The sequence below is a fragment of the Halobacillus sp. A1-3 genome, assembly GCF_050971765.1.
GTDB lineage: Bacteria > Bacillota > Bacilli > Bacillales > Halobacillaceae > Halobacillus > Halobacillus mangrovi_B.
The window spans coordinates 1-18,382 of record NZ_JBPCEO010000003.1 but is presented as its reverse complement, the minus strand read 5'-3'; the positions used below and the strand labels follow the sequence as shown (position 1 = coordinate 18,382).

18 protein-coding genes and 1 riboswitch are annotated in these 18,382 nt (G+C 42.5%); of the genes, 2 read left to right on the top strand and 16 right to left on the bottom strand.

Features of this window, described 5'->3' with window-relative positions:
• Positions 1 to 57: 57 nt before the first annotated feature.
• From ACRYKC_RS05555 to ACRYKC_RS05510, 10 genes are all read right to left on the bottom strand, one after another.
• Positions 58 to 477: a multicopper oxidase domain-containing protein gene (locus ACRYKC_RS05555; RefSeq protein ID WP_433805747.1), complete on the bottom strand. Its 420-nt coding sequence runs from the start codon at positions 475 to 477 to the stop codon at positions 58 to 60.
• A gap of 55 nt (positions 478 to 532) precedes the next feature.
• Entirely contained in the window at positions 533 to 949 is a 417-nt protein-coding gene (locus ACRYKC_RS05550) for a multicopper oxidase domain-containing protein (protein ID WP_433805746.1), read from the bottom strand.
• 84 nt (positions 950 to 1,033) lie between these two features.
• Positions 1,034 to 1,762, bottom strand: a complete 729-nt coding sequence (locus ACRYKC_RS05545; RefSeq protein WP_433805745.1) for an urease accessory protein UreH domain-containing protein — start codon at positions 1,760 to 1,762, stop codon at positions 1,034 to 1,036.
• Positions 1,763 to 1,799: 37 nt separating this feature from the next.
• On the bottom strand, positions 1,800 to 3,266 hold the full coding sequence (locus ACRYKC_RS05540; protein WP_433805744.1) for a UDP-N-acetylmuramoyl-L-alanyl-D-glutamate--2,6-diaminopimelate ligase: 1,467 nt from the start codon (positions 3,264 to 3,266) through the stop codon (positions 1,800 to 1,802).
• A gap of 362 nt (positions 3,267 to 3,628) precedes the next feature.
• Positions 3,629 to 4,243 carry a PH domain-containing protein gene (locus tag ACRYKC_RS05535; RefSeq protein ID WP_433805743.1) on the bottom strand — a complete coding sequence of 205 codons (615 nt, stop codon included), beginning with the start codon at positions 4,241 to 4,243 and terminating at the stop codon, positions 3,629 to 3,631.
• A 122-nt stretch (positions 4,244 to 4,365) separates the two neighbouring features.
• Positions 4,366 to 5,073, bottom strand: coding sequence for a LutC/YkgG family protein (locus tag ACRYKC_RS05530; protein ID WP_433805742.1), 708 nt, complete (start codon positions 5,071 to 5,073; stop codon positions 4,366 to 4,368).
• Positions 5,073 to 6,497, bottom strand: a complete 1,425-nt coding sequence (locus ACRYKC_RS05525) for a LutB/LldF family L-lactate oxidation iron-sulfur protein (RefSeq protein WP_433805741.1) — start codon at positions 6,495 to 6,497, stop codon at positions 5,073 to 5,075. Before ACRYKC_RS05525 ends, ACRYKC_RS05530 begins: the two co-directional genes overlap by 1 nt.
• A gap of 16 nt (positions 6,498 to 6,513) precedes the next feature.
• Entirely contained in the window at positions 6,514 to 7,230 is a 717-nt protein-coding gene (locus ACRYKC_RS05520) for a (Fe-S)-binding protein (RefSeq protein ID WP_433805740.1), read from the bottom strand.
• Positions 7,231 to 7,311: 81 nt separating this feature from the next.
• Complete coding sequence (locus tag ACRYKC_RS05515) at positions 7,312 to 8,016, bottom strand: FadR/GntR family transcriptional regulator (protein WP_433805738.1); 705 nt, start codon at positions 8,014 to 8,016, stop codon at positions 7,312 to 7,314.
• 78 nt (positions 8,017 to 8,094) lie between these two features.
• On the bottom strand, positions 8,095 to 9,681 hold the full coding sequence (locus ACRYKC_RS05510) for an L-lactate permease (protein ID WP_433805736.1): 1,587 nt from the start codon (positions 9,679 to 9,681) through the stop codon (positions 8,095 to 8,097).
• Positions 9,682 to 10,126: 445 nt separating this feature from the next.
• Between ACRYKC_RS05510 and ACRYKC_RS05505 the strand changes: the two genes are divergently transcribed.
• Positions 10,127 to 11,314: an MFS transporter gene (locus tag ACRYKC_RS05505; protein WP_433805734.1), complete on the top strand. Its 1,188-nt coding sequence runs from the start codon at positions 10,127 to 10,129 to the stop codon at positions 11,312 to 11,314.
• A gap of 186 nt (positions 11,315 to 11,500) precedes the next feature.
• Positions 11,501 to 11,779 carry a spore morphogenesis/germination protein YwcE gene (locus tag ACRYKC_RS05500; RefSeq protein WP_433805732.1) on the top strand — a complete coding sequence of 93 codons (279 nt, stop codon included), beginning with the start codon at positions 11,501 to 11,503 and terminating at the stop codon, positions 11,777 to 11,779.
• 75 nt (positions 11,780 to 11,854) lie between these two features.
• Here ACRYKC_RS05500 and ACRYKC_RS05495 read toward each other — a convergent pair whose 3' ends face one another.
• From ACRYKC_RS05495 to ACRYKC_RS05470, 6 genes are all read right to left on the bottom strand, one after another.
• Positions 11,855 to 12,022 (bottom strand): hypothetical protein, encoded by a 168-nt coding sequence (locus ACRYKC_RS05495; RefSeq protein WP_433805730.1) that lies wholly within the window; start codon positions 12,020 to 12,022, stop codon positions 11,855 to 11,857.
• Positions 12,023 to 12,104: 82 nt separating this feature from the next.
• Entirely contained in the window at positions 12,105 to 12,476 is a 372-nt protein-coding gene (gene qoxD, locus ACRYKC_RS05490) for a cytochrome aa3 quinol oxidase subunit IV (protein ID WP_433805728.1), read from the bottom strand.
• A gap of 1 nt (position 12,477) precedes the next feature.
• Positions 12,478 to 13,083: a cytochrome aa3 quinol oxidase subunit III gene (qoxC, locus tag ACRYKC_RS05485; RefSeq protein ID WP_433805726.1), complete on the bottom strand. Its 606-nt coding sequence runs from the start codon at positions 13,081 to 13,083 to the stop codon at positions 12,478 to 12,480.
• A 1-nt stretch (position 13,084) separates the two neighbouring features.
• Positions 13,085 to 15,022: a cytochrome aa3 quinol oxidase subunit I gene (qoxB, locus tag ACRYKC_RS05480; protein ID WP_433805724.1), complete on the bottom strand. Its 1,938-nt coding sequence runs from the start codon at positions 15,020 to 15,022 to the stop codon at positions 13,085 to 13,087.
• Between the two features lie 26 nt (positions 15,023 to 15,048).
• Entirely contained in the window at positions 15,049 to 16,002 is a 954-nt protein-coding gene (gene qoxA, locus ACRYKC_RS05475; protein ID WP_433805722.1) for a cytochrome aa3 quinol oxidase subunit II, read from the bottom strand.
• Between the two features lie 339 nt (positions 16,003 to 16,341).
• Positions 16,342 to 17,952, bottom strand: coding sequence for a sodium:solute symporter family protein (locus tag ACRYKC_RS05470; RefSeq protein WP_433805720.1), 1,611 nt, complete (start codon positions 17,950 to 17,952; stop codon positions 16,342 to 16,344).
• Between the two features lie 71 nt (positions 17,953 to 18,023).
• Positions 18,024 to 18,128: riboswitch (SAM riboswitch) on the bottom strand.
• Positions 18,129 to 18,382 lie beyond the last annotated feature (254 nt).

Here is an 18,382-nt window from a genome sequence, read left to right as displayed (position 1 = left end):
CCAAAAAAAGAACCCAATCCTTTTAGATTGGGTTCTTTGTGTAAATCCGTGTTTGCTTTATGAATTTAAGTACTTCAATGAGGTCATCATCCCTCCATGACCTTCCGTTCCGTTGTTCGACATATGGTGCGGAGTATGACAATGAAATGGCCACTCGCCTGGATTATTGGCTTTAATCATGATATCGAAAGTCTCTCCTGGGGAGAGAGTTACACTGTTTCTTTCCATTTTAAGGGCTGCAGGCAATGGGTTTCCATCCTGGTTTTCTATAGTAAACTGATGGCCGTGAATGTGCATTGGGTGTGGGCTGTGCCCAATACTTCCGAGTCTAACCCTTACCTGGTCTCCTTCTCTTACTTCCAAAGGACTTAGATTTGGGAAGCAACGACCATTAATCGTATAAAAATTAAACTGATGGGAATGGGGATTAATTTGGTAGGTACCTTCTTCTAATTTTCCATGTTCTAATTCTTTCAATGCAAATTCTTGAAGTAAGAGTAAATAATCTTTATCGACCGGATCATCTTTCTCTTTAATAATAAACCCTCCCTCCAGCTAAACCCATCATCTGCTGTTTCATTGGATTGTAATGAGTATGATACATGTGAGCGCCGGGCGAGTTTATAACTGTAAATTCATAATCATGATACTGGCCGGGTTCTATACTGGGAGAGGGTTGAAGTTCTACTCCACCATCCGCTATTTCAGGGATATCTAATCCGTGCCAGTGGACACTTGTAGGCTCTGGTAATTGATTATTAACTCTAATTGAGACCTTATCTCCTGGGTTAACTACCAGGGTAGGACCTGGAATGGACCCATTGTACCCCCATCCCTCCATATATAAGCCTTTCAATATTTCTTGTTTAACAGGTTCAGCTGTAAGCTCAAAATGCTTTACTCCATCTTTCATTTCACCGAATAACTGGTGGATATCTGGCGTTAACATAGGCAACCTCCTTTAGGTATTTATTTTTTTATAACCTAAAGGAGAATACACGAAACATATACGGGGTATACGTATTTTAATAAATCACCAGTAAGTGATGGTGTCCAACAACCCAAGAATGACTAACGTCCACCCCGCCACTTTTTGCACAATTCCACCTAACTTCCTTCCTCGTTTCATAAACATCCGTCCCATGCCGAAGTACCAGATAATAAAAATAGAAACTAGTAAAGGAATCGATGTGCCCAGCGCAAATATTGATGGCAGGACAACACCATAGGAGGTTGATAGGACAACTGGCATGAGGGTCATGAAGAACAAGACAAACATCGTAGGGCAAAAAGCTAGAGTAAAACTGACCCCCATTAAAAAACTGCCTGATTTGCTATCCTTTAGTAACCGCTCTGGAATGGTGCCCAACTTTATATTCCAACGCATATGAAAAAGACCAACCATAAAAAGTCCGATCAAAATGAGAAGAGGTCCGATCAGCTTCCTTATAAAGGGGACATACTTAGTGAAGTAGTCATAAAATTCCTTACCAAAAATCCATACGACAGCACCCAGCGAAGTGAAAACAGCAATCTTTCCTAGAATGAATAGAAAGATATACAGCCAAGGAATGTTTTCCTGTAAGGAACGATTTCCATAAATCGTAATCGCACCTAAATTACCTGTAAATTGACATGGAGCTGCTGCACCTACTAAACCAAGAAGTAGAGCACTTAAGATAGGAATCCCTTCCCACTGGTTCGCTAAATTAAAAAAAGGTTGGCTGAAAAAATTGCTGATTTGATTGAAAAACTGATACATTCCTTACCTCCATCCAAAAGCAAGCCGTGGGTACTATTCAACCTTTACTTTGTTCTAAAGCAAAATAATGGATCGTTTCTTCATCAGATTCAGTCGGTAAAGAGTAGTTCTGTTGATAGCTTTCATTTCCTTTACCAGTAACGAGAATCCAATCCCCATCATCAGCAAGTTCGACAGCTGCTCTTATCGCAAGGGTTCGGTCTGTAATCACCTTTCCTTTTCCGTTTCCATACATGTCTTGGACCTTCCAAAGCATTTCTTCCATCTCTTCACCAGAAACGCTATTCAAGTCATCAAATGTAAGAATATAGTGATCACTTATTTCCGAAGTAATTCCCATCATCTCTCTTCTCTTTGTCGAATCTCGATCTCCCCTGAATCCGAATACATGGATAATCTTCCTTGCACCAGCTTGTTTGGCTGTATTTAAGCAATGGTAAATAGCATCGGGTGTGTGTGCATAATCCACCACAGCCGTAACTTCATTGATTTTTATCACTTGAAAACGGCCCTTTACTCCTTCAAATTTCTCTATTGCCTCACAAATTATGGGCTTGTCCACACCGACGAGGTCAGCTGCAGCAAAGGACATCGTCATGTTGTACATATTGTGCATGCCAGACATGCTTGAATAGATGGTTGTTTCACCATTTTCATCTTTAACCGTTAGTTTAGGAGGATTAGCTTCGGTTTGAGCGATGTGAAAATCTCTTCCCTCTTCTTTTCCTACAGTAAAGACTGACTTTCCTTCCTCTTTAAGCAACCTTTCCAGGTGCGCTCCCCATGAGTCATCAGTATTGATAACCGCTTTTCCATCTTGTTTCAGCATTTTGAATAATCGTCTCTTTGCCTCAAAATATTCCTCCATTGAAGAATGGTAGTCGAGATGATCATGACTCAAGTTTGTGAAAAGAGCCATATCAAACGCCAGCCCTTCTACTCGATGTTGAGTTAAAGCATGGGAGGTTACTTCGATAATAACAACATCGTCCGTGCTTAAGGCCAGCATTTGATTGATCTTAAGAGAACTTGGTGTCGTATTTTGAGTTGGGTACACTCTGCCATTCACAATGTTCTGGATCGACCCAATGACTGCACACGATTTCCCTGAAGATTCAATAATCTCTTTAAGCAGATAACTTGTCGTGGTTTTTCCATTAGTTCCTGTTATTCCGATCAGCCATTTATCTTTAGCTGGGAAATGATAGAATTTGTTACTCAGGATCCCCAAAGCTCTGCGAGAATTTGGGACTTTTATATAAGGGACTTCGAGTTCATCAGCAAGGTCTTCTTCCCCTATTACTGCAGTGGCCCCGTCACTGACAGCCTGGTTAATAAAGGAGTGACCATCCTTATCAAACCCTTTTACGGCAACAAATAGATAGTTTTCCTTAACATCCCTTGAATTATCTGCTAGTCCTTCAATCGTTATATCTTCATCGATGTTGATCGTTGTTAATTTCATTCGAGTTTCAAGTTCGTAGACAAGATCTTGGAGTTTCATGATTGTTCTCCTCTATTTAAAAAATCGTTTGGGGCTATTTTAACAATTTTTTGCGCAGAATTTGTGCAGCAACTTAGTTTGTAACATTTTCTTAATATTCTTCAGAAACTGATTTTTATTTGATAACAGCAAAAAAGCGTTCATTGCGACTTTTACACTAGAAGAGTTAAGTTTTTCCAACAATAATCCCCCCTTACGCCCGAGAAGGTTCCAACCCATCTAATTATCTTTTGTTCAGCATACGGAGGCTATTTTCAAAATGGCAGTCAGCCTGGCACGTTGGTAACTAATCAACAAGAAGATTTAACAAAGTTATACAAAAACGCCCACTTTAAAAAGTGGACGTCCCTTAGCCGGCCTAATCAGTTATGAATATACTTCTCAAAGATCTCTTTGAAATCCTTCTGCGTGTTCTCACGGTGCTTCTGCTCATACCAATTGTAAGAAAAGTTCACGATCTGTTCGAATTCCCTGGAAATGTCGTTATCATGAAAACGGTTATCTTGAATAACAGCTGATGCGTTGCCGATGCTATCCTTAGAAAACTCTGTATGGAGACGGTTTTCTTCCTGGATTTGCGAGATAGCTACTAAAGACTTGTACAAGTCAGCGATTGCTTCGCCTTCATCTTTTGCAATATCGATACTGAAAATCCTGCTCCCCATTGTGAATTTGATCTCAAGATCCAAATCAATCGTTCCTGCTGTTTCAATCGATACATCTTTAATATGATTTTGATAATAGTCATAACGGTAAATGTTTCGTTTGCTGCTGGATGCTTTCTCGCCATCAAGATGAATCAGCGCTCTGTTCGTAAAGCAATATTCATCAGACTTGGACTTGATTAGGAAGTGGATCTTTTCACCGTCTTCTGTCAGGACAAAGTCATCGGACTGTGTTTTATCGAAATCTTCTTTACTAATGATCCGGCCAATATCACTTAAACCGAGAGCATCGCTTGCGATCTTTTTGAACATTTGTAGATCCTCCTCGTCGTTAAACCTCACTTAACACTACATCCATTCGACAAAAAAGGAGCTTTTCCTTCCTAAGCCATGAAATTGTCACATCAGGTTCATTTTTAACGGAGAAAGAGTGGCTACAAATCATCAACCACAATATAAGTAGCTTTCACAGGGCCATGCACCCCTACGATTAGATTCATCTCAATATCAGCGCTGTTACTCGGGCCTGTAACAAAACTCACACAAGAAGAAACTGGATTCCCTTTCTCTTCTTCTTCGTGAATTAATCGGCCAGCCTGAGTCATTCTCGGCACCATCGTACTTTTCGGAATGATGGCAATGAAGGTTTCAGGAAGTAGGCTGATGGACCTTCCGTTATAACGATCGTTAAAAAGGGTTACTGTCCCTGATTCTGCAAGGGTGAGATCACTAAACACTATCCCCGCTCCAGCTTGTTCAGCAAATTCGACATTCTCCCTGCCTTTTTCTTCATCCCATATTTGAACCTCATAATTTTCTTTGAGCAAGTGATCGTAAAAATCAGTTAAGCCGCTCGTTTTAATGCGCGGGCCTCCAGCACTGACAATTTTAGACACTCCATATCCATCCAGCACTCTTCTTAATGTATCTTCAAGTTCATGAAGAGTAATCCGCTCAAAACTTGTATGGATGACCTCACACTGTGCTTCCAATTTTTCAACGAGTTCGTCTTGTGTTGCCCCTTGGAAAACGCGTTCCTGAGGTCTTACAGAATAAGAGGGCGGCGCGACCTCTGTACGACGTGGTCTTCCGAGACGACCAGCGAGTTTATCTAAAAAGGCTTCCCGATTATGAATCGCCATCAGCCATTCCTCCTTTCTTCCCGGCGTTTATACCATTCTCTGAAACTTTTCTTCGGAGGAGCAGGAAAATCCCGTTGATCTGTCCACCCCTTCAAAGGTCCAGGGCCATTTTCAATATGTTCATCCTTTGTCCAAGGCTTTAAGGCTGTCCGCGCCATTTTGGTGGAAAGCTTGTAAGCCGCTGGTGTTGACGCCCATTGAGCAAATCCTTTCATCATGATCTCCTCAGACTTTGCATTCATTTTTTCCTGTTCGACAATGATTTCCCTGTGTCTGATCAAATGCTCATGAAGCGGAATCTTTACCGGACACGCTTCTGTACAAGCCGCACATAAGGAAGAGGCATAAGGCAACTCTTTATGGTCCTCATATCCATCAAGAAGCGGTGTAAGCACAGCTCCGATTGGTCCAGGATAAATCGATCCGTATGAATGTCCGCCGACGTGACGATAGACCGGACAGGCATTAATACAAGCTGCACAACGGATACAGTGCAGTGCAGACTGGAACTCTGTACCGAGAATTTTTGAGCGTCCGTTATCGACGATGACAAGGTGAAAGTCTTCCGGCCCATCCACTTCATCTTCAAGTCTCGTGCCTGTAAGAGCCGTAATGTAGCTGGTCAGTTTCTGTCCTACTGCAGCACGGGTTAACAAACTTACAACTACTTCAAGGTCCTCCCATGTGGGCACAATACGTTCCATTCCCATAACGGAGATTTGAGTATCAGGAAGCGACGTTACCATACGGGCGTTTCCTTCATTAGTAACAAGAGTGACAGCACCGGATTCCGCAACGGCAAAATTACATCCAGTAACCCCGATGTCAGCACTAAGAAAATCTTGACGGAGCTGTTCACGCGCAAAGGCGGCAAGTTCAACAGGATCGTCTGATTTTGTATAGCCTTTCTTTTTTACAAAAGTCTCCCGAATCTGCTCCTTATTTTTGTGAAGAGCAGGGGTAACGATATGAGATGGAGGGTCTTCATCAAGCTGCAGAATCCATTCGCCAAGGTCTGATTCGACTACTTCACACCCGCTTTCGGCAAGTGCTTCGTTTAAGCCGATTTCCTCGGTGACCATCGACTTCGACTTAACTACCTTTTTGGCATTTTTTCTTTTAGCAATCTCCTGAACATAGGCATTAGCTTCCTCTGCTGTTTCCGCAAAGAAAACCGTTCCGCCTCTTTTCTCCACTTCCTCACTAAGCTGATGTAAGTAATAATCAAGATTTTCCATTGTATGAGAACGAATTTCTTCGCCTAGCGTTCGCCAATCTTCCCAGTCCCCCAGCTCCTCGGCTGCTTTCAATCGTCCTGTACGAAAACGGCCCTGGGCAGAGGAGACGGCTTTTCTCATAAACGAATTGTCGATCCCTTCCTGAATCCGCTCCGTATAAGCCTTGCTGCCGATTTTAATGCTCATTGTAACCTCCCCTTTCTTACTGACTGTTCAGAACTTGTGCTATATGAAGAACCTTTACTTCCTGTTCATTCCTTCTCAAACGCCCTCCCATGTTCATAAGGCAGCCCATGTCTCCTCCAATTAAGTAGTCAGCTTTCGTTTCCCCAATATGCTCGGCTTTTTCCTGGACCATTTGACCTGAAATAGCTGAATTTTTTACTGCAAATGTACCTCCGAACCCACAGCAATCCTCTTTCAAAGGAAGATCAATCAAGTTCAGTCCCTCCACATTTTCCAATAGAATCCGAGGCGCATCCTTAACGCCTAACAGCCTTGTCATGTGACAAGAGGGGTGATAGGTTGCTGTTCCTTTGAATGTTGATCCTACATTTTCAACTTTCAAAACGTCGACAAGAAATTGGGTCAGCTCATAAGTTTTCTCTGCCAGTCTTTCTGCTCTTTCTCTCCACTCTGGTTCATCTTTTAGAACTTTTGGATATTCTTTGATCATCTGCACACAAGACCCTGAAGGACCGACCACATGTTCAGATGGCTCAAATGCTTTGATCATCTGTTTTATGGCTTTTGCTGATTCAGTTTTATAGCCGCTGTTGTAAGCAGGCTGCCCGCAGCATGTTTGACCAACTGGAAAATCTACCTCACATCCGAATCGTTCCAGAAGCTGTACTGTATCCTTCCCTACGTCTGGAGTAATCGTGTCACACAGACAAGTGATAAATAGGGAAACTTTCATTTGCATTTCCTCCTAACATTATACATAGGGTCATCTGATGACTAAACTGGATAAAAAGGATGCTGAGTGTCTCAGAATCCCTTATTTCAAATAACCCGCTAAAGATCGTTCAACACTGCTCAAGTGAGCATACATCGCTACCCGCGCTTCCTCTTCCTCTTTCGCTTTAATCGCAGCCAAAATCCTTTTATGTTCTTGTAAAAGCTTGTCCGTTCCATCGTTTGTGTGAAGCAGTTTCCGTGTCTCCCGCATCGCCTGAACCATAATTTCTGAAACACTGTTCATCAAATTGATCAGCATCTGGTTGTGGGTAGCTCTTACAAGCGCCATATGAAAATTCAAGTCTGCCTGTTCTCCTAGCTCTCCATTTCCTTTGGCTTCTTCCATTGCCTGTAATGCTTTCTTCATTTGTTCTAAGTCTTCTTCGGAACGGGAAGCGGCGGCTGAGCCTGCTGCTCCCACCTCTAAAATCTTTCTTACCTCAAGCAAGTCCTTCATGTCTTCCGGTTTCATAAGAAACGCCACGGAGACCGGTAAGGAGAAACGTGTAGCATCAAATGATTTCACATAGGTTCCTTCCCCCTGGCGCATCTCCAATAGCCCCATCGCTCTTAATGCGCTCAGAGCCTCCCGAATGGCTGATCTTCCTACATCAAAATTTTTCGCAAGGACTTCAACACTATCTAATTTATCACCGGATTTCAAAGTTCCATTCTTTAAAGAATCGAGCAAGGAATCGGCTACTTGTTCATAAATCTTTTTCGTTCTAATTGGTTTATATTCCAACATGCTTCCTCCAACCTCAAGTCACGTATTACTTTCATTTTACTCTAATTGTCCGTGAATCGAAAGGGGAAGCGTTTTCTAACCAATAAACGTGAAAACCAAAGCTGCAAATCCAACCAGCAGACCGTAAAGGAGAGCCGGTAGAATCGTTTTCCTAATAATATCTCCTTCTTTTCCTGACAACCCTACAACAGCCCCTGCGGCAACGACATTGTGGACACAAATCATGTTCCCTGCAGCAGCCCCAATGACTTGTAATGAAAGGATCGTATCCTTAGCTAATGTAGTTTCTTCAGCGATACTATATTGAATCGGCGAAAACGTAAGCGTCGAAACTGTAGCACTTCCCGTTATGAAAGCACCGAGCTCCCCTAAAAACGGAGCCGCTAACACCCACATCGAACCGAATCCGCTCGCTAACGTTTGAGCTATGTACTGAGGCATACTGACAAAATCATTGGCATTCATCCCAGAGTTTGTAAACACCTGCACAAGCGCAAGCGTTGCAACTAAAGCCAATGCCGCGTCCTTCATAGAAAGAATTGACTCCTTCGCTGCTTTCGTAAAATTACGGAATGATTTACGTTGGATAACTACAGCTAAAATAGCAGCAAAAACGAGCACGGATCCTGGAGAGTATAGCACTTGCCATTTGGAAGTAATTCCGTCCACCCCAAGGATGTTTGTCCATGTGAGATCCACCCAGGTCAGCGTAAAGTTCTTCACGGATGGGACAATTCTTGTAAGTAACAGTAAGGCAACGATAACAAGGTATGGAGACCAGGCTGTCAAAAGACTCATATTCGATTTCTTTTCTTCTACAACAAAATCTTCCTGCAGGGCATCCTGCCATGATGACTTTGGCAGTAAAAAACCTTTTTTAGCGGTAAAGGTCGCTACGATTAACCCAGTCAATGACGCTAGGATTGCTACGAATTCATGCCCAAATAACACAGCATAAAGCAAGGCGGATGAAGTATAAAGAAGCCCGATGAACAACGTCCATGGAAGCATCTCCACTGCATCCTTCCACCCTTTCTTCTTTCCAAAGAACATGGTTAGGACGACTACTAAAATCAATGGAATGAACGTACCTGCAAACAAGTCGAAGAACGCGACTTGGACACCGATTTCACGATAAAACGATAATCCCGCTTCAGGGAGATTACTTAACCCCACTTGAATGGGTGTGCCAACTGCACCGTAGGAAACTGCTGAACTATCTGCGATCAGCGCAATTGCTGCAGCTGCCATCGGCGTAAAGCCTAAAGCGACCATCAACGGTCCAGTAACAGCGGCCGGTGTTCCAAAACCTGCTGCTCCTTCAATCAAGGCACCGAATAAAAAGGCGACAATGACAATTTGGACACGCATGTCTGTGGAAATATTCCTGAACCCCTGGTTGATCCGATTCACTGCTCCCGTATGTCTCAGTGTATTCAGCAGCACGATGGCTCCAAACAGAATAAACAAAATCGTCAGCGTCTTATGAGTCCCTTCTAAAATTGACGCCGCTATCACTTCTGCCTTTACACCCCAGCTAAGGAATGCTAAGCCTATAACAATTACTGCACTAAAAAACATCCCCTTTTTTGCTGGCATACGAAAGAGTACCAAAAATAAAAAAGGAGCTATAATGGCACTCAATGCCACCATTAACATCATCTAAATCCCTCCAGTTCTCATATTTCTCTAGATTTGTGAACGCTTACAAATTTATTCATAAAAATAAGGTCATCAGATGACCTGCTTTTAGTATTTTATACATAATTGTCACAAAAATGCAAACGCTTTTTTAAATGGAATCTGGCTCCTTAATCCCCTTGTTCACGAAATGAAAGCCGTTTATAATATAGAGAGCTTATACATAAAGGAGGGAATATCATGTTTACGTTCGCATTAGACATCAAGGAAGTAAAAAAATATCTCGTACTTATGATGTCTATTATTGGAATTTCAGCTGCCCACGGGACACGTATGTCCTTTTACAGCTGACATTTTAATAGTTAGTGAACGTAAGTATGATTTCCCTGAAATAACGACAAGGCACAGGAATCTTACTTTCCTGTGCCTTTTTATATGGAATTATGTATAAGGAGAGACAAACGACATGATAAAAACAAAAACGAATATTTATATGCTCTATGTTTATATATTTTTTGCACAGCTGTTTTTCGACCGTGCCCTCTGGGTCATCTATCTTGGTGACAAAGGAATGACATTCGGTCAAATCGGCATCTTGGAAGCATTCCTCCATTTGGCGATTGTTTTATTCGAAGTACCAACAGGAATGGTCTCTGATTTGTACGGGCGAAAAACGAGTCTGGTGCTTGGTAACTTTTTCAGCTTACTATACGGACTATTCATGATGATCAGCGGATCCTTTTCCCTTTTCACTCTGGCCTTTATGTCGATGGGGCTAATGATTACTTTCCATTCTGGGGCGGAACAAGCTTTTGCTTATGATACCCTAAAAAATGAAAAGCGCGAAAAAGATTATACAAAGGTAGTTGGCAGTATGACAGCACTTGCCCTGCTCTCTTTAAGTCTTGCGAAATTTCTCGGTGGATTTCTCGCTGAAGTGAGCTGGGAATGGGTGTATGGTTCAACCATATTCACTCATATACTTGCCTTGATTCCACTGTTTTTTATGAAGGAACCTGAGCGTGACAAAACGGAAGATATTGGCGGACGCTGGTATCACCAGTGGGTTCATCAATTTAAAATGGGCGCACGAGTATGGCGGAACAATCCAATCATTCATAAGCCAGTTGTTTTATTTATTCTAGCCTCCTCTGTTTTGGTTATTATCACCTTTTACGGGCAGGAATACTTCATTCATTTAGGCTATTCACCTGTCGTTGTTGGAGCAGTGTTTACGATCGAAGGTTTACTTGGTGTAGTCATGGCGAAGATCGCTTATAAGGTTGAAGAACGTTTCAAATTCTTTAATCTTTTATATTATGGGCTCGGGCTCTATGTGCTGTTCTTCATTTTGTTCATCTTCGCAAATGATTGGGCGATTCTACTCTCGTTTCTTTTCCTTGCCCAGCTGCTGAGCCTTTTTGAGCCGATCTTTACGGCGTTCGTACAAAACCTCCTTACAAGTAATGTGCGATCCACCTTTTTCTCGATGATCGGTTTAACAGAGAGCTTCGTTATTATGATCAGCTTCCCTCTCTTCGGCTTTGCTGTAGAAAAGACTGATTTTACACAAGGATTTATGGGTCTTCTAATCGTATTCTTTACGATGGTTACAGGGTTCCTTCTTCTTCAAAAATTTCAGGCAGATAAATAAGATCATGAACCTCTCAGGAGTTTTTTGCAGCTCATGAGAGGTTTTATTATATAGGTGAAGTGGAATAATTTAGGTATAGATACCTAATTATGAACATTTTGTGTCCATTGTGAGAATAATTTGTTACAATATTAAATAAGATAACGCTTACACGGTATCAAAAAAATAAAAAAGGAGTTGTGGTCAATGGGTGTAGCCGTATTGTTCCTGTTGCTTGCAACAGTAACTCCATTTCTTTTCATTCAACTAAAGAAACCAGTTTTTGCAGCCGTGCAGTCCGTATTACTAGTAGGAATGTGGGTGTACTTTTTCCAAGTGCTGTACTTTACCACACCAGCGGCATTCTCCATTACATGGAGCAGTTACTATTTAAGTCTAATTGTGGCAGAAGTCGCATGGGTAATGTTTATCATTGCTATGGTAAAAGCAAATCCAAAACTTCAAGAAACTATGGAAAAATTGTAAGAGTTTAATCCCTTGAAGCTAACTATGAATAACAAAAAATCCCTTTTCCAATTATATGGAAAAGGGCTTTTTCGTTTATTCCGATGGTTGTATTCGAAACAGCTGAACCATCGCTTGTGAGAAAGCAAGGACAGCGATTAAAGCTAGAAGCAACTTAGGACTGTAGCCAGTATAGAAGAATCCCACCAGGGAGATTGCAGTCAGCGCAATACATATGACAAAACTAATAACGTTTTTCCACAAACCTGAGGGTACATTATATAGGTGTTTATCGTCCTGCTCCATAACTGTTCACCATCCCGTCTTAGATTAATACGAAATCTTTTTAATGACTACCGCCATGCTCTTCTTGTTGTTGTTCTTGCTGTTGATGACCTCCGTCACCATCATGACCACCATGGAAACCGAAAGACATCGTAAATAACGAACCAGCGACGATAATAGCCGCAAGCGCGAACCCATGGAACATCATGTTCCAAGGTACATGTCCGCCCCCACTTCCTTTTTCAGTGATATGCATGAACATGAAGAGCTGCACACCAGCTTGAAGAAGGGCTAAGATCAAGATCGAAATAATTACCCATCTTACAGGCAGATTAGAGCTTACAACTGCCCATGCTGCCAAGAGAGTCATCGCAAGAGACAATAGAAAACCAATGACGTGGTTCATTGGTATACGTTTTTTAGGGTCGGCCATCTTATATCACCATCCCAATCAGGTAAATACCTGTAAAGATAAAGATCCAGACAACGTCCAAGAAGTGCCAATAGAGACTGATTATAAACACTTTACGGTTTGTTACATTCGTAAGTCCTCTTCTAGACAGTTGTATGAGCAATAAGATTGCCCAGCCAATTCCCACTGTCACGTGGAGTCCGTGCGTACCAGCCAGAACAAAGAATCCTGACCAAAAAGCACTTGACTGCAAGGTTGCTCCTTCATGGGCGTAATGTACAAATTCGTAAATTTCAAAGCCAAGGAAGCCGAGACCCAAAAGCAAGGTGATGATCAGCCAAGTCATGAGTCCTTTTAATGACCCCCTGCGCATTTCATGAATCGCGATCCCGCAAGTAAAACTACTGGTAAGAAGTAAGAACGTCATGATCAACGTCGTCTTCATCTCAAATAGTTCGCTAGGATGCGGCGCATCTGCGGTTCTTCCAAATAATACAGCATAGGTTGCAAATAAAGTGGCAAAGAGCACAACTTCCGCTCCAAGGAAGATCCAAAAGCCGAGAATGCTCATTCGACCTTCCTGGGTCCGATATTCTAATGGTCCTGTTTTCAATTCATGTGCGGACATATCATAACCCCCTCGCCGAGCGTTCGATACGCTTGATTTCATCAACTTCAACATGGTAACCCTCATCATAATCAAAGGATCTTACTCCCATCATGACGAAGCCTCCAATTAATCCGGCGATTGCCAAAGGAATCCACTCAAATACTAACGCGAAACTTGCGAAAGCGAAGAATGCCATCATAATAATCGGCTGTCCTGAATTACTAGGCATGTGAATCGGCTCAAGTTTCGATTCGTCATACGTTGTTTCGCCTTTTTCCTTCATCGGAAGGTAGTAATCAATACCATCGACGTGCGGAATGGTCGCAAAGTTATAAAAAGGAATTGGAGTCGGCGTCGCCCATTCGAGCGTTCTGCCATTCCATGGATCTCCTGTTTTCTCTCGCTCACTATAACGGTAGCTGTAGTAAATGTTAAAGACGAATACAGCAAATCCTAGTCCCATACCGAACGCTCCCACTGTAGAGATTACGTTCAATGGCAGCCATTCTTCAATTCTTGTAATGAAGATACGGCGGGGCATTCCATCTAGTCCCAAGAAATACTGCGGGAAGAAGCATACATGGAAGCCGATAAGGAACAACCAGAAGCTCCATTTTCCAATACGTTCATTAAGCTTGTGTCCGAAGATTTTCGGATACCAGAACACAAGACCTGCAAAGCAGGCAAATACAGTACCTGCAATCAGCACGTAGTGGAAGTGTGCAATTAAGAAGTAGGAATTGTGGAACTGATAATCGGCTGCTGCCATACCGAGCATGACACCGGTAACTCCCCCGATGACAAAACTTGGTATAAAAGCCAATGCCCATAAATTCGCTACCGTAAACTCAATTTTCGATTTATATAAGGTTGCCAGCCAGTTGAAGATTTTTACTCCGGTAGGCACGGCAATTAACATCGTAGAGACAGAGAATACAGAGTTTACAAATGCTCCTGCTCCCATTGTAAAGAAGTGGTGTACCCACACAAGGAAGCTGAGAAGAGCGATAATGATCATAGACCAAACCATCGCGTGATAACCAAACAGTCGCTTACGAGCAAATGTTGCAATGACTTCGGAGAAAATACCGAAGGCTGGAAGAATAACGATGTAGACCTCAGGGTGACCCCACATCCAGAATAAGTTCGCCCACATCATCGGCAATCCTTCGCCAGTCAATGTAAAGAATTGTGAACCAAAAATACGGTCAATCGTCATAAGAGCCAATGCTACCGTTAAAATTGGGAAAGCAAAGACAATAATAAAACATGTGACTAATGTAGACCAGGTAAAAATCGGCATGTGGAACAATTTCATACCAGGAGCACGCATTTTAAGGATCGTTACCATTAAATTGACTCCTGTAGCAAGCGTTCCGATACCGGAAAGCTGAAGTCCCATTAAGTAGAAGTTCTGGCCTGGCCCTGGACTCATTGCCGCACCGGCAAGCGGTGTGTAACTTGTCCAACCTGCATCAGGAGAACCTCCGATAACAAACGAGATATTAAACAACATTGCACCAAAGAAGAAGGACCAGAAACTGACCGCGTTGACAAACGGAAAGGCAAAGTCTCTTGCTCCTATTTGCAATGGAACGATAATGTTCATTAAACCAATAAGAAACGGCATCGCCATGAAGATAATCATGACCGTTCCGTGTGTTGTAAAGATTTCATTATAGTGCTGGGAGTCTAAGAAGTTAAGACCTGGAAATGCAAGCTGTATCCGCATCATTAAAGCATCCATTCCACCGCGGAAAAGCATTGCCAAAGCACTTAAGATATACATAATTCCAATTTTCTTGTGGTCAACAGTTGTTAACCATTCACGCCATAGCCAGCCCCATTTTTTGAAATAAGTCAAAAGGAAAATGGCTGCAGTCGTCACAAGCACAATCGAAACCATGGCCCCATATATAAGTGGTTCACCAGTGACTAGAATGTCAGTGATGTTCATGTTCGTTCACCCGCTTTCGTTTAGTACTATTCATGTGTTGAAGGTACGCCGTGAAGATCTAAGTGAAGTTTTTCTTTGTATGCTTCACGGTGACGTTCAATCGCATAATCCCGGCCATCATTCGTGCCATGATTGACCCACTCTAGGTGAGTAGATGAGAATTCCATTTTATCTGTTAGGCCAGGCTCAAGAAGAGAATTATACTTTTCCTGAGTTAGAACCGGTGCTTCACTTTTCGTCTCCTCTACCCATGCGTTAAATTCTTCTTCACTTTCCGCATGCACTTTAAAGGTCTGATCTGTAAAGCCTTCCCCTGTAAAGTTGGAATTACGTCCATCATAGACGCCTTCTTCACTTGCTTCGAGGTAAAGCTTGTTCATCATTCCTGCCATATTGTACTTCTGGCCGCCGAGGGCAGGAATCCACAAGGCTGCCATAGAATCTGCAGAGCTTAAACGGAATTCAATTGGGCGATCCGTTGGGATATGAAGGTAGTTGACCGTTTCAATTCCCTGCTCTGGATAACTGAAGAACCATTTCCAGTCGGCCGCTGTAGCATGAACGACTAACGGCTCCTCGTCTAAGGATTCTGAAGGATCCTCATTGGATGTAGCAGCTGCTGGATCTTCCAGATCATACAGTGTTTCAACTGTGGGTATAGACAGCGCAATAACAATAACGAAAGGAACAACTGTCCAAATGATTTCGATTAATGTATTGCCATGAATAGAAGGATCGTAGTCTTTATCTCCACGTCCAGGTCGATCGCGGTATTTGATAAGCATATAGGCGAATAGCCCGAAAACAACGACTACAATTCCCAGCATGAACCAAAGAGAATATATAATCAGGTCATTTTGACTTTGAGCCACAGGACCCTTAGGATCAAAAACAACCATCTGTTCACATCCGCTTAAGAAGAAAACTAAGCTGAGCGGAATCAATAACAACCATTTAGACCGATGCCGCTTGTGTTTCATGTAGTTTCACACTCCTATCAATCTATAAAATTTGTCCTAATAAGTATCCGAGATATTTATAGTAAGGCTTGAATGATTATAGCAGATTACGTCGATTTCTAGGGACTTGTTCACTGAGTTGTCACATAAGGTTCAAGAATCCTTAAAATTTCTGCAACAATTTAGCCATGTTTCCACGAATTTAATGGTTTAAATGGAATGTTCTTCATATCAATCCACTGGGTACCAATATCTAAACAAACCGCCTCATTAGGAAGGATACCTCAAACTTTGGGTAGAACAGTGAGCCGCAAACAAAAAAACCTTTCAGGGTTTCTAGTACCCTGAAAGGCTCTTCAATTATCCCGTTTGAAGAGATTTTACAGATTTTGTTGATTTTTCTCGAATAAAACTCATGCAGGTGATGAACAAACTTGAAACAATCAAAGCTAAAACCATACCTAAAATTCCTGTTGTATATAGATAATCAAAACCTGGAACGAGTACGACAATCAATAGTAAGGCGAAAGCTGTGGAGTAAGCTCCAGCTCCTGTTACAGAAGCGCTCCAGACCCATGGGTTGTTTCGATCAAGTAGGCTGACAGCTACAATTGTAATGATATTAACCATCATTCCAATCCACACCGGGTGGATATTCAAGTAGAATTCGTTAATTCCCCATCCTCCAAGATGGTACCAGAGCAGACCAGAAAATGAACCCGTAAACAAGGAAACGAACGCCGCCCTTTTTGTGACCACCGGCCAGAAGATTGCGGCCACCACGGGTGCGAAGGTGGCTGAGTTTCGTGTCACCCATGCCAGTACGTTCCACCAGGCGGATTGATCTGACCTCAGGAAAGCAAATCCGACCATTAGCACTGTAAGTAACAGCAGAGACCATTTCGTATACGTAACAAGCTGTTTATCTGAAGCTTTAGGGTTCAGGGCTTTTCCTACATCACGTCCGAGACTTGTAGCACCGGAAAATTGACAAGGTGCTCCCCAGCTTAGCGCTGCTGCCCAGAATCCTAAGAAGAATAAGGCTACTAAAGGAGCCGGAAGAGTTTCCATCAGATAGAGAGGAACCGCAACCAACCCTTGTGTCTCCCCCGGAACGACCTGAGCAGCCGCCAATCCGAAGACTACTGCCCCAATAATAAGAGGAATACCTAAGAGTGACGCATAAAGCAAACCATTGCGGCCTTGTTCCGGTGTCTTGCAGGAAAGGGCCATCTGAAATGCTGCCTGAGCAAGAATAACATTAAATAGGAAGGTTCCGAACCAAGCTAAGATCGTTTGCACGCCCACACTGCCTACAGAGGCATAACTTGGCTTGTCCTGAAATAGCGTCTGCAGACCATCAATACCTGGATTGACAAAAAAGGCATAAGTTCCAATCGCAAGCATGACGAAAAATACAATGACATTACTTAGCTGGGTTAATCCCACAGACCACATACCGCCAAACTGCAAGTATACAAATAATAGTAGTGCGGTAACTCCAACAGACAGCATGAGAGAAAGCCCGGTAAACACTGAGAGTGCTGAAGCAAAGGCTAAAGCTGTTGCTACCGACCACATTGGAAAAGTGAACGCCGTAATCGCACCAGCTAATCCGCGCACCTTCTCACCATATCGATCCCCTAAAAGTCCAGAGATGGTGACAAGCGCCTTTTTCCTGAATGGGGCAATAAGCACGAGGGCAATAATGAGGACTTGTACTGTTTCCGCTACCCCATACCATATCGCTGATACGCCTTGCAGATAACTTAATTCGATAATAGCTATATAAGAAGAACCTGAGAAAAGTCCAGTAATACAAACCGTTACAAAAAGAGTGTTAAACCCTCTTCCACCTACAAAGTAGCCGTTTCCGCTTGAAGCTTTCCTCCTTGCCACCTGGCTGATAAGAATAAGAAAAAACGTGTACGCTAAAGCAAAACCGACAAACCAATAACCGACTGTTGTCATTTTTGAAGCCTCCCTCTAAGTTGTTTATACAAAAAACGACCTCTTCCAAATAAGGAAGAGGCCGTTTCTCTTCCTCATCTTTCAGACTTAACGTCTGTTGGAGTTAGCACCTTGTCAGAACTGACAGGTTGCTGCAGGATCGCGGGACCAAATTCCTCCCCTGCTCTTGATAAGGATGTCGTTTCCGTATAAATTTATCTACCACTGTACAGCAGTAGATTAATAAAGTCAATGATAAATCTGAAAATTAAAATAAATCAGCTGGTGGAATGAGTCAATTGTTGCACCACCATGCTAAGAACTTTAGCAGACCTAAGAATATCAAAGGTGACTCCTTTAACGATTATGGCGCTTATACAACATAATGCTTAGTACGTTTTCCACATTTTGCTGTCTGTACCCCAAAAAAAGAGGATCTTCTCTAAAAGGT